At 63.4% G+C, this 12,207-nt stretch carries 12 protein-coding genes and 1 pseudogene; 9 read left to right on the top strand and 4 right to left on the bottom strand.

The window, feature by feature from the left end; all coding sequences use genetic code 11:
• Positions 1 to 240: pseudogene (locus tag V7N12_RS03450) on the bottom strand (23S rRNA (adenine(2503)-C(2))-methyltransferase RlmN); the annotation flags it as partial.
• Between the two features lie 96 nt (positions 241 to 336).
• Positions 337 to 867, bottom strand: coding sequence for an invasion associated locus B family protein (locus V7N12_RS03445; RefSeq protein WP_333712713.1), 531 nt, complete (start codon positions 865 to 867; stop codon positions 337 to 339).
• A gap of 200 nt (positions 868 to 1,067) precedes the next feature.
• On the opposite strand from V7N12_RS03445, the gene V7N12_RS03440 reads away from it, so the two are divergent.
• The 9 genes from V7N12_RS03440 to V7N12_RS03400 all read left to right on the top strand — a co-directional run bounded on the left by V7N12_RS03440 (position 1,068) and on the right by V7N12_RS03400 (position 10,176).
• Complete coding sequence (locus V7N12_RS03440) at positions 1,068 to 2,057, top strand: asparaginase (protein ID WP_333712711.1); 990 nt, start codon at positions 1,068 to 1,070, stop codon at positions 2,055 to 2,057.
• A 3-nt stretch (positions 2,058 to 2,060) separates the two neighbouring features.
• Entirely contained in the window at positions 2,061 to 3,254 is a 1,194-nt protein-coding gene (locus tag V7N12_RS03435; protein WP_333712710.1) for a class I SAM-dependent methyltransferase, read from the top strand.
• Between the two features lie 18 nt (positions 3,255 to 3,272).
• Entirely contained in the window at positions 3,273 to 4,061 is a 789-nt protein-coding gene (locus V7N12_RS03430; RefSeq protein ID WP_333712708.1) for an exodeoxyribonuclease III, read from the top strand.
• 8 nt (positions 4,062 to 4,069) lie between these two features.
• On the top strand, positions 4,070 to 5,095 hold the full coding sequence (locus V7N12_RS03425) for an alcohol dehydrogenase catalytic domain-containing protein (RefSeq protein WP_333712706.1): 1,026 nt from the start codon (positions 4,070 to 4,072) through the stop codon (positions 5,093 to 5,095).
• 121 nt (positions 5,096 to 5,216) lie between these two features.
• Positions 5,217 to 5,672, top strand: coding sequence for a ribosome silencing factor (rsfS, locus tag V7N12_RS03420; RefSeq protein WP_333712705.1), 456 nt, complete (start codon positions 5,217 to 5,219; stop codon positions 5,670 to 5,672).
• A complete protein-coding gene (rlmH, locus tag V7N12_RS03415) occupies positions 5,672 to 6,142 on the top strand; it encodes a 23S rRNA (pseudouridine(1915)-N(3))-methyltransferase RlmH (protein ID WP_333712714.1) in 471 nt (156 codons plus the stop codon). The genes rsfS and rlmH overlap by 1 nt, the downstream gene beginning before the upstream one ends.
• 101 nt (positions 6,143 to 6,243) lie before the next feature.
• Positions 6,244 to 7,758: a 2,3-bisphosphoglycerate-independent phosphoglycerate mutase gene (gene gpmI / locus V7N12_RS03410; protein ID WP_333712704.1), complete on the top strand. Its 1,515-nt coding sequence runs from the start codon at positions 6,244 to 6,246 to the stop codon at positions 7,756 to 7,758.
• Positions 7,755 to 8,828 (top strand): murein hydrolase activator EnvC family protein, encoded by a 1,074-nt coding sequence (locus tag V7N12_RS03405; protein WP_333712702.1) that lies wholly within the window; start codon positions 7,755 to 7,757, stop codon positions 8,826 to 8,828. The genes gpmI and V7N12_RS03405 overlap by 4 nt, the downstream gene beginning before the upstream one ends.
• A 13-nt stretch (positions 8,829 to 8,841) precedes the next feature.
• Positions 8,842 to 10,176 (top strand): S41 family peptidase, encoded by a 1,335-nt coding sequence (locus tag V7N12_RS03400; protein ID WP_333712701.1) that lies wholly within the window; start codon positions 8,842 to 8,844, stop codon positions 10,174 to 10,176.
• A gap of 493 nt (positions 10,177 to 10,669) precedes the next feature.
• Here the strand turns inward: V7N12_RS03400 and V7N12_RS03395 are convergent, their stop codons facing one another.
• Both V7N12_RS03395 and V7N12_RS03390 read right to left on the bottom strand, forming a co-directional pair.
• Positions 10,670 to 11,326, bottom strand: a complete 657-nt coding sequence (locus V7N12_RS03395) for a hypothetical protein (RefSeq protein ID WP_333712699.1) — start codon at positions 11,324 to 11,326, stop codon at positions 10,670 to 10,672.
• Between the two features lie 92 nt (positions 11,327 to 11,418).
• A partial coding sequence (locus V7N12_RS03390; protein ID WP_333712698.1) for an aminomethyltransferase family protein occupies positions 11,419 to 12,207 on the bottom strand: 789 nt, incomplete at its 5' end.

The raw sequence follows: 12,207 nt of genomic DNA, 5'->3' as shown, positions 1-12,207 counted from the left end.
CAGCATGGCGCGATAGTCCTTGGCCAGATTGGTCATCTGGTCGAAATCGCGCACACCCCAATAGTAGATCCATTGCCAGATCTGGCCCACGCGCATCTTGGCCTGCTTTTCGGGCGTGCCCGCAGCGATCAGCGCATCGCGCATGGCGTCACGGGTCAGGCCGACCAGATTGGTCGGACCTTCGGGCAGTTTGCGCGGAATGGTCAGCACGTCCTGCGTGATCGGGGCCTTGACGTCCATGGGTGCGGTCTCGCGGTTTTTGGGGCTGAAGGGCATATAAGACAAAGCGGCGGCCTTCTCAAGAAAGCCGCCGCTATCGGTGGAATCTGTGTTCTCTCAGCCGTTGCAGCGGCGCTCGGCTTCCTCGACCGCGGCCGTAAAGCCCAGAAGGCTGAACGTGTCCTGCGTCTGGGTGCCGCGCCCTGACACGGCGGTCAGCACCGCATTCGCGCCGGCCTTCATCGACTGGACAAAACGGGCATCGTCTTCCGCTGTCGCGGGCCAAGCGGTTTCGCCTTGGGTGAACATCTCGTAAGACGTATCGCCGATCCGGAAATTGACGGTCGAGCCTTCGCGGAACGGATAGCCCCCGGTGAACATGACCTGACCGGCGACATTCTCGGAGGGGCGGTAAAAGACGATCAGCCGGATATCGCCGCGGCGGACCTCGACGACATTGCCGTCGCGCGTGTTGACCGTTTCCCGTGGTGCCGAGACCGCCCAGCATTCCTGAGGATCGGATTCGACAAAAACGCTCCAGTCGGTTTCGGCGGCGACCCGATTGCTGCTGTCTTCCTGCGCAACGGCGGCAGAGCCAATCAGAACGGCCGCAATCGCGGCGGAGATACGGGATGGTGTGAATGTCATTACAGCCTCCAAGCTGTCCTTGCCTCTGGAACCCATTGTCCGGTCCTTGCTGCCTCTTGAGGGTGCAGCTTTTCGACTGGCAGGGCATTGTTCAACTCGATAGCCTAGAGCATAGCAAATTTCCGCGCAGCGGGGAAAGCCCCAGGCGTCCGTGCCAAAGGGCCTAACCCATCCCGCTGCGGTTTCCAAGAAGGGAAAATATGTCGAAACCTGTCGATTTCATTGAGGTTTGGCGTGGCGATCTGGTGGAATGTGTTCATCAGGGTCACGCAGTTGTGTGCGACGAACGGGGCGAGATCGTCGCCGCATGGGGTGATCCGGCGGCGGTGATCTATCCCAGATCGTCCTGCAAGATGCTGCAGGCGCTGCCATTGGTGGAAAGCGGTGCGGCGGCGCGACTGACCACCGAACAGCTTGCGCTGGCCTGTGCCTCGCACAACGGGGCGGCGATCCATACGACCCGCGTGAACGCATGGCTGGCCGATCTGGGGCTTGATGACGACGCCTTCCGCTGCGGGCCGCAGATGCCCGACGACCGCGAAGCACGCGAGGGTATCATCCGCGCCTACGGCAGTCCCTGTCAGGTGCATAACAACTGTTCGGGCAAGCACGCGGGGTTCCTGACGCTGACGGGACACCTCGGGGCAGGGCCCGACTACATCGAGATCGACCACCCCGTGCAGCAGGCCTGCAAGGCGGCTTTCGAAGACGTCACCGAAGAAACCAGCCCCGGTTTCGGGATCGACGGGTGTTCGGCCCCCAACCACGCCTGCACTTTGCACGGGCTGGCGCGAGCGATGGCCTTCTTTGCCTCGGCACATAACCGCAGCGACACCCGCAGCATGTCGGCGGACAAACTGGCGCGGGCGATGATGGCCCATCCCGAACTTGTCGCAGGCGAGGGGCGGGCCTGCACCAGCCTGATGCGGGCGATGGATCACAAGGTGGCCGTCAAGACAGGGGCCGAGGGGGTATTCATCGCGATCATCCCCGAACGGAAACTGGGCGTCGCGCTCAAGATCGTGGATGGCGCGACACGGGCCAGCAATGCGGCAATCGCGGCGATCCTCGTGAAACTCGGCGTGCTCGATCCGAATCATCCGGCGACCAAGGCACATATGTTTGCGCCCCTGCCGAATCGCCGCGATATCGTGGCGGCCTCATTGCGGCCCACGGCGGCGCTGCTCTGATCCATGGCCGGTGTCCGCGACCAGTACGAGGCTTTCCCCTATCCCGCGCGCGATCCCCGCGACGAGACCAAGCGGCTGATCACCGGCTCGCCCTCGTTTCCCGCCGAGATGGACCACCACCTCTGGGCAGGCCAGCGGGACTGGTCGCAGGAATTGCGGGTGCTTGTGGCCGGTGGCGGGACCGGAGACGGGCTGGTGCAACTGGCGCAACGGATGCATGGCGCGCACCGCCCCTATCGGATCACCTATATCGATCTGTCCACCGCCTCGCGCAAAGTGGCCGAGGCGCGGGTCGCGGCCCGCAAACTGCCCGATGTGACCTTCCACACCGGATCGCTCTTGGATGTGCCGCTGCTTGGCACCTTCGATTACATCGACTGCTGCGGCGTGCTGCATCATCTGCCCGATTCCGACGCAGGGCTGCGGGCGCTGGGCGCGGCCCTTGCCCCTGACGGCGGCTTGGGCTTCATGGTCTATGCGCCTTACGGACGGTCCGGCGTCTATCCCTTGCAGGCGGCCTTCAACCGGCTTTATGGGCATCTGCCGCCCAAAAGCATGCTGAAACACGCCAAGGCGACGATGAAGGCGGTGCCTGCATCCCATCCGCTGAACCGCAATCCCGTCGTCGGCGATCACAAGCAATCGGACGCGGGGTTCTATGACCTGCTGCTGCATTCTCAGGACCGCGCCTATACCATCGGGCAATGGTCCGAGGCACTCGGGCGCACCGGCTGGCATCTGGCGGGCATGGCGCAGCCGGGGCTTTACGATCTTGCGGGGCTGGCTGAACCGCCCGAAGGGATGGACCCGATTGCGCGCATGACGACCGCCGAAGAACTGCGCGGCTTCATCAAGTCCCATGTCGGCTATGCCCGCCGCGACACCGGGCCGACCGTAGACGATATCCCCCTTCGGGACAGGATCCCGCATCTTGCCAACATCGCGTCCGGCGCGCTTGCCAAGGCCGTCGCCACCCGCAGCTTGCGCAACATCACCGTCGGTCCCGAGAAATTCCCCGTCGCACTCCCGCCCGAGGCCGCCAGCCTGATCGCGGGGATCGACGGAAAGACGACCCTCGGCCAGATCATCGCGCGCGAAAGCGCGGGCGAGGACAGGGCGCTGCGGCTTTGGACCAAGATAGAAACTGCCCTTTTGCCTTGGGGCATGATGCACTATTCCCGATGGCTTGTGGACTGAGCCCGAGAAAGGAAACCCATGCCCTTTACCCTTGCCACATGGAACATCAACTCGGTCCGCCTGCGCGAAGGGATCGTGGCCAGATTGCTGGCCGAAGAGGCGCCGGACGTGCTTTGCCTGCAGGAATGCAAAAGCCCGGTCGACAAGATCCCCGTCGAGACCTTTCAGGCACTGGGGTATCGCTACATGGTGGCGCGCGGGCAAAAGGGCTACAACGGTGTGGCGATCATCTCGAAACTGCCGATCGTCGAGGCAGGGGCCGAGGATTTCGCCAGCCTCGGCCACGCGCGCCACGTCGCCGCACGGCTTGAGAACGGGGTGACGATCCACAACCACTATGTGCCAGCGGGGGGCGATGTGGCCGACCGGACGGTGAACGAGAAATTCGGCCAGAAGCTCGATTACCTGACCGAGATGCGCGATGCCTTCCACCGGCAAAAGCCGCAGAAATCCATTCTTGTCGGCGATCTCAACATCGCCCCGCGTGAGGATGACGTCTGGGATCACAAGAAACTGCTCAAGGTGGTCAGCCACACGCCGATCGAGGTGGAACATTTCGCCGATGTGATGGCGGCGGGCGGATGGTCCGACGTGACCCGCAACGATATTCCCGACGGGCGGCTATATAGCTGGTGGTCCTATCGCGCGCCCGATTGGGACGCCGCCGACAAGGGACGCCGCCTCGATCACATCTGGGCCACGCCGGATATCGGCAGCGCCGCGCATGGCAGCCGCATCCTGCGGGACGCGCGCGGCTGGGAGCAGCCAAGCGACCACGCGCCGGTCTTCGCGACCTTCGATCTGTGAGGAGCACCATGAACCTGCCATCCCAAATGCGCGCCCTTGTCCAACTTGGCGACGGCTTTTCCGGCACCCGGACCGGGCCCGAGATCGACGATCTTGCGCCATTCCTGACGCTGCGGTCTGTGCCCGTGCCGGATGTCGGGCCGGGGCAGGCGCTGATCAAGGTGCATCTGGCCGCCGTGAACCCGTCCGACATTCATTTCATCAAGGGCGAATACGGCCAGCCGCGTAGCAAGGGGATGCCTGCGGGTTTCGAGGCGGTGGGCGAGGTCGTGGCGGGCGATACCCCGCTAATGGGTCAAAGGGTCAGCTTCTTTGCGACCGCCTCGGGCGCTTGGGCGGAATATGCGCTGACCGATGCCTCCCGGCTTGTGCCCTGCCGCCCCGATCTGTCCGAGGTGGCCGCCGCCGGGCAGCTTGTCAATCCGCTGACCGCCATCGCCATGTTCGACCTTGTGAAAGAGGCGCGGGCCGAAAGCTTTGTGCTGAACGCCGCAGGTTCGCAGCTTGGCAAATACCTGATAGCACTTGGCAAGGATCACGGGATTGCGCCGATTGCAGTGGTGCGCCGCGCCGATCAGGCAGCGCCGCTCAGGGCCTTGGGTGCGGCGCAGGTCATCGTCTCGTCCGAAGAGGACGCGCTGGCCAAGGCAGAACAAACCTTCCGCAACCTGCCGCCCGCGATCCTGCTTGATGCCGTCGGCGACCAGTTCACCGCCGATCTGTTCTTTGCGATGCCGCGTCATGCGACCTGGGTGAACTACGGCAAACTGGCGACAGAGGCGCCGAGACTGACCGAACTTGGCCAACTGATCTTCATGAACAAGCGAATCACGGGGTTCTGGCTGACGCGCTGGATCAATCAGGCGGGCCCCGACCGTGTGCGCGCGGCCTTCGTCGAAATTCAAACGCGGTTCGTCAGCGGGACATGGACAACCGATGTCGCCGCGACCGTCCCCTTGTCGCAGGCGATGACGGACCTGCCCGCCGCATTGGCGATCTCCGACGGCAAGGTCTTCATCGATCCGCGCCGATAGACCGCCCCGCCCCCCGCGCGCGTGCCTTTCGCTATTGCAGGCAAACCGCGCTTTCGATAGGCCCTCGGCCTCGCGCAACCCATTTGTTGAAATCGTGGCGCGTGATTGCTAACGTGCAAGCATGCCCAGCACCGGGGCCGATACGGTGCGCTGTAAGGAGGACAATGCACTGTCTCTTTCTTCATCGGCTGCACAGGCAGCCCATGCCGGAGCGAACCCCATGAGCGCTCTTCAGACCGCCAACAGCGAAACGCTGCTTGCGGCCATTCTCAAATCACTCGACGACGACAAGGGCGAAGACATCGTGCAGATCAATCTGCGCGGCCGTTCCGAGATGGGCGACTACATGGTCATCGCCTCGGGTCGTTCGACGCGTCAGGTGACGGCCATGGCCGAAAAGCTGGCGGACCGGCTGAAACAGGACTTCGGGATCATTTCCAAGACCGAAGGCAAAGAGGCCGGAGACTGGGTGCTGATCGATACAGGCGATGTGATCGTGCATATCTTCCGTCCGGAAGTGCGCGATTTCTATCAGCTTGAAAAGATGTGGCAGCCCGGGGTTGCCGCCGCGCGCTGATGCGCGTGCAGATCTGCGCTGTGGGGCGGTTGCGCAAAGGCCCCGAGCGCGCGCTTTACGACGACTACCTGACCCGGTTCGACCGGACGGGACGGGCGCTGGCCCTTGGTCCCGCGCAACTGATGGAGGTCGAGGACAAGAAGGGCGGCGGCATGGCGGCCGAGGCCGACCTGCTGTCCCGTGCCGTGCCCGACGGTGCCCTGATCTGCACGATGGATGAACGCGGCAAGGTCATGTCATCCCCCGATTTCGCCAATCTGCTTGCCCTCTGGCGCGATCAGGGGCGGCAGGATGTCAGCTTCATCATCGGCGGGGCCGACGGGATCGACCCTTCGTTGCGCGCCCGCGCCGATGCGTCGCTGAGTTTCGGTGCGATGGTCTGGCCGCATATGCTGGTGCGCGTGATGCTGGCCGAGCAGCTGTATCGTGCCGCCGCGATCCTCTCGGGCGGTCCTTATCATCGGGTGTAGGGTGCCTCCGGCGGGAGTATTTTCGAGCAAAGCGAGGCAGGCCGGTTCCACTTGCCGAGGGGCTGCTGTATGGGTAGGCCAAGCAATCGAGGGAGAACGGGATGTCGGCGCCGAAACCTGTGGTTCTGTGTATCCTTGACGGCTGGGGTCTGCGCCGCGAACCTGCGGGCAATGCGCCGCTTCTGGCCGAGACCCCGAATTTCGACCGCATCATGCAAGGGTCCCATGCGCAGCTTCTGACCCATGGCAACGACGCGGGCTTGCCGAAAGGCCAGATGGGCAATTCCGAGGTCGGCCATACCAACATCGGCGCGGGCCGCGTGGTCGCGATGGACCTTGGCCAGATCGAGCTGGCCATCGCGGACGGCAGCTTCTTCAAGGCCGAGGCGTTGCAGGCCTTCGTCGACAAGATGAAAGCCAGTGGCGGGACGGCGCATCTGATGGGCGTGGTGTCTGACGGTGGGGTGCACGGGCATTGGGACCATATCGTCGCAGCGGCCAAGGCCCTGCGTGACGCGGATGTGCCGGTCGCGCTGCATGCGATCACCGACGGGCGCGATGTGGCACCGTCATCCGCCAAGCACTTCATGGACACGGTTTTGCAGGCGCTTCCCGAAGGTGTCACGATTGCCACCGTCATCGGCCGCTATTTCGCGATGGACCGCGATAACCGGTGGGAAAGGGTCGAAACAGCCTATGACGCCATGATCAAGGCGGAGGGACACCGCGCCGCCGATCCGATGGCGGCGATCGAGGCGGCCTATGCCGATGGCAAGACCGACGAATTCATCCCCGCGACCGTCATCGCCGACTATGCGGGCTTTGCAAAGGGCGACGGATTTTTCTGTCTCAACTTCCGGTCTGATCGCGCGCGCGAGATCCTCGCCGCGATTGCCGATCCCGATTTCGACGGCTTTGCCCGTGAACAGGTCGCACCTGCCGCCCTTCTGGGCATGGTCACCTACTCCGACCGGCACGACGCATGGTTCCCTGCGGTCTTTCCCAAGCGCGATATCCAGAACACGCTGGGCGCATGGGTGGCCAGACATGGCTTGCGCCAGTTCCGGCTGGCCGAGACCGAGAAATACCCGCATGTGACCTTTTTCCTCAACGGCGGGATCGAAACGCCGGCCCCGGGCGAGGATCGCCATATGCCCCAATCGCCCAAGGTCGCGACCTATGATCTGCAGCCCGAGATGTCGGCCGCTGAAGTGACCGAGACATTCGTCTGGGCGATTGGCGAAGGGTATGACCTGATCGTCACCAATTATGCCAACCCCGATATGGTCGGCCATACCGGCGATCTGGCCGCTGCGATCAAGGCCTGCGAGGCGGTGGATCAGGGCCTTGGCCAGGTGTTGGACGCGCTGGAAAAGGCGGGCGGCGCGATGATCGTCACCGCCGATCACGGCAATTGCGAAACCATGATCGACCCCGAGACCGGCGGCCCGCATACCGCCCATACGACCAATCCGGTGCCGGTGGCCCTTGTCGGCGGGCCTTCGGGTGTCACCCTGCGCGATGGTCGTCTGGCCGACCTTGCGCCGACGGTGCTTGACCTAATGGGCCTGGACCTGCCCCCCGAAATGACCGGACGGAGCCTGATCGTCACATGATCCGCCTTGCGGCCCTGATGATTTCGCTGGCCGGTGCCGCCGCTGCGCAAGACATCGCGACGGATGCGCTGGACCGACTTGCCGATGCCGAGGCGCAATTGCTTGGGGCAGAGACGGCCGATGACCGTCTTGCGGCCCTGACGCAGGCTGTGGCCGCCTATGACGCAAGCCTTGGTCTGTTGCGCGAAGCCGCCCGCGATGTGGCAGAGGCAGAGGCCGCGCAGGCCGCGACGCTGTCCGCGCAAGAGGCACAGATCGCGCGATTGCTTGGTGTTCTGACCACCGTTGACCGGACACCTGACATCATCCGCCGTGCGCAGCCCATGGGGCCTGTCGCGACCTATCGCGCGGGCCTGCTGGTTGCGGGCATGACCCCGGTTCTTGAGGCAGAGGCCGCCCGTCTCGAAGACCTGCTCGGCACGCAACGCGCCTTGGCCGACCAGCAGGCCGCCGTCGCGCGCGCGCTTGAGGACGGGCGCGAGGGTGCGCTTGCCGCCCGTGCGGCGCTGGAAACCGCCATGGGCGAGGGGGGCGTCCTGCCGCTGCTTTTTGAAGAGGACCCGGTCGAGGCGACGCTCTTGGCGGCCAGCGCCGAAAGTCTGGGTGCCTTTGCCCGGTCCCTTGCCGAGGCCCGCCCCGATCCTGAAACCACGCTGGAACGGCAGGGCAACCTTGCGCTGCCCGTCGCGGGCCTGATCCTGCCCAATGACGGCAGCGGTCGTCCCGGGGTGCGGATCGCGACCGCCCCGCGCGCCCTTGTCACGACGCCGGTGACCGCCACGGTCCTCTTTCAGGGGCCGCTTCTGGATTATGGCACGGTCGTACTTCTGGAACCGGCCCCGGACCTGATCTTCGTCCTTGCCGGACTTCACGAGGTCTTTGCCGAGACCGGTCGTATCCTGCCTGCGGGCGCGCCGATTGGCCTGATGCCGGATACGCAAAGCTTCAATGACGGGATTTTGACCGAGAATATGGGTCTGGAAACGGGTCAACCGGCGCAAAGCCTTTATCTTGAAGTGCGAGAGGGGCAAACTGCCTCTCAGACCGACGCATGGTTTGCGCTGGAATAGACAAGGAATGATGATGAAAAAGACGCTTTTGGCCGCCGCAGGTGGCGCAATCCTCGGGTTGGTGGTGACAAGCCAGATCGCGGGGCCGCTGGTCGCGCAAGAGAATGCATCCCGCGCCAGCGTCTATGAACAGCTTGACCTGTTCGGCGATATCTTCGAACGGATCCGTTCCAGCTACGTCGAAGAGGTGGACGACGCCGAACTGATCGAAGCGGCCATCGACGGGATGCTGCGGTCGCTTGATCCGCACTCCAGCTATCTTTCGCCGGAAGATGCCGACCGGATGCGCGTCAGCACCTCTGGTGAATTCGGCGGTCTCGGGATCGAGGTCACGCAGGAAGAAGGCTGGGTCAAGGTCGTCTCGCCGATGGACGGCACCCCCGCCGATGCCGCCGGTATCCTTGCCGGTGACTTCATCACTGCCGTCGATGGCGAAAGCGTCATGGGCCTGAGCCTGGACGAGGCGGTGCAACTGATGCGCGGCCCGGTCGGTGCCGAAATCATCATCACGGTCGTCCGCGAGGGTCAGCCGGAACCCTTCGATGTCTCGATCATCCGCGATACGATCAAACTGACAGCCGTGCGCAGCCGGACCGAAGGCAAGGCCATCGTCCTGCGTGTCACCACCTTCAATGAACAGACCTTCCCCAACCTGCGCGACGGCATCACCGAACAGGTCGAAGCTGCGGGCGGCTGGGGCAATGTGGACGGTTTCATCATCGATCTGCGCAACAACCCCGGCGGTCTGCTGAGCCAGGCGGTCTACGTTTCGGACGCCTTCCTTGACGCGGGCGAGATCGTCTCGACCCGCGGGCGGCTGATCACGGACGGGGACCGCTTCAATGCGACCCCGGGTGACCTGGCCGAGGGCAAGCCCATCGTTGTGCTGATCAACGGCGGCTCTGCCAGCGCCTCCGAGATCGTGGCCGGTGCGCTGCAGGATCACCGCCGCGCGATTGTCGTGGGCACCAATTCCTTCGGCAAGGGATCGGTCCAGACGGTCATTCCTCTGGGAAGCGACGGCGCGATGCGCCTGACGACCTCGCGCTATTACACGCCATCGGGCCGGTCCATCCAGGCGCTGGGTATCTCGCCCGATATCATCGTCGAACAGCCCCGCCCGGCCGAAGTGACCGAGGACGAAGAGGAAGGCCGCCAGCGCACCGAAGCCGGCCTGCGCGGGTCGCTGGTGAACGACAGCCTGTCCGAGGACGAGCTGAGCCTGATCGAGGAAGAACGCGCAAGGGCCGAGGCGACAGCCGCCTTGCGTGAACAGGATTACCAGTTGGCCTATGCGATCGATATCCTGAAGGGGCTGAACGCACTGGGTCCGTTGAACGGGCAGTAGGCGGGTGGCCTCATCCATCGTTCGTTTGCGGATGGTGGTCAAGCTATCTTGGCCCCACCTCCCCAACTCTGCTCACCGCTCGGCGTGAAACCGTAACCCCGATCCTGCACGACAAGCGAAGAGGTCGCTTTACGTCACCTCTTCTTAGAAGGTTCGGGCAAGGTCGACCTCTGTGCCTTCTGTGATACCTGCACCAATTGGCCAGCCTGTCGCCGCATCGCCGAGCCTTGGTGGGAACAGTCCCGGTTACACATCAGTGCCACGGTAGGAGATGATTGTTTCATCTATATTGTCGTTATCGTAGTCGTAGGAGTATGCGGTGGCGAAGAAGCCTAGCTGCTCAGACCCATCAGGGATTGGCACGTTGAGCAGCGTCGCTGAGCCGAGTTGTGAGCCCGCTCCTCCCAATCCCTCTATTCCTTCACCATAGCCTCGGTTGTAGGAATCCATTGATAGGATTGCCAACATCAGGTCGTTTCAAATTACCATCTCTCTAACCTCGAATAAAATCACCGACGCGCAGTGTCGCCGCGACTGAAAAGTCGAATGGATCAACGTCGCCGATAATTGGTGCTTCGGGACTCTCGCTAAGCCATTCTAGAACAAGTCTGATTGTTTGCTCCGAAACCTCATCGGTAATCATCAGCGTCATCTCTTGCAGCCGCACGCCTTCACCGAACGCACTTACCAAATCGTCCGGCGCAACCAGCCGCACGCTTGTGGGGTCGCTGATGTCCTCGAACATCACCATCATCGGATAGTTCGCCGGAGGAACAATGCCGGGTTCGCGATGGCGCGCGATTTGGCGTGCCCACCGCGCGAATTCGCTGCCTCGCCGATAAGGGATCACGTCTTCGAAAGCCCGGAATGCGAGATTGTCCACCCCTTTCAAAAGGACGAACAGGTACTTGCCCGGCAAAACCTCGACGACGACGGCCTCGCCCGCGAGTTCCGACTGCACCCCCCGTGCCTGAGGTAACGTGAATGGCCCGTCGCTGACGATCTTTGTGACCTGCGTCACGCTCGACCCGGTGACCACGCCGTCTGGGGTCTGGATCACAACCGTCAGCTTCTGGTTCCAACCATATGGATTGCAGGCGGCGAGAGACATCACCAACAAGAGAGCTAATGCTCGTCCGAACCACCGCATACGACTTCGCCCCTGCTGCCGGAACCAATCGTATCGGCGTGAACTTTTCGCAGTCAACTAGTCTCTGGGTTGTGGCGCGCGTGAAGGACTGACTAAACCTTCACCCTCTCCCCCTTCGGATCATAGAACCCCTGCATCTGCGCCTCGGCCCGGACCTTCGTGCCCATCACGTCGATCTCAAACGTGCTGGACAGCATCTCGGCCACGCTTTCGCCCGCGCAGGGCACATAGGCCATCCCCAGCGCCCCGCCCACGTGGTGCCCGTAGACGCCCGAGGTCAGGTGCGAGACCACCTTGCCGTCCCGCAACACCGGTTCGTTGTGATAAAGCAGCGGTTCGGGGTCGGTCAGTTTGAACTGCACCAGCCGCTTGGCCAGCCCCGCCTCGCGTTTGCGCAGCACCGCGTCGCGGCCGATGAAATCCGGCTTGTCGGTCTTGACGGCAAAGCCCAAGCCCGCCTCCAGCACGTGATCCTCGCAGGTGATGTCATGGCCGAAGTGGCGAAACCCCTTCTCGGCCCGCGCGCAGTCCATCATGTGCATCCCGCAAAGCTTCAGGCCCATGTCCTGCCCCGCCTCCCACAGCGTTTCGAACACATGGCCCGCCATGTCGGATGCGGCGTAGACCTCCCATCCCAACTCGCCCACGTAGGTCACGCGATGTACACGGGCAAGGCCCATCCCCAGTTCGATCTCCTGCGCCGTGCCGAAAGGGTTGGCGGCATTCGAGAAATCGGCGGGCGAGACTTTTTCCATCAGCGCCCGTGCATTCGGACCCATGACGGCCAGCACGCCTTCGCCTGCGGTCACGTCCGTTATCACCACGTTGAAATCGCCCTTGTGGCGTTCCATCCATGTCTGATCCGCCAGCCGTGTCGCGGC

The organism is Yoonia sp., from assembly GCF_036770585.1.
Taxonomy (GTDB): Bacteria; Pseudomonadota; Alphaproteobacteria; order Rhodobacterales; family Rhodobacteraceae; genus Yoonia.
The sequence above is the reverse complement of the archived record's forward strand: the minus strand, read 5'-3'. Positions and strand labels throughout refer to the sequence as shown.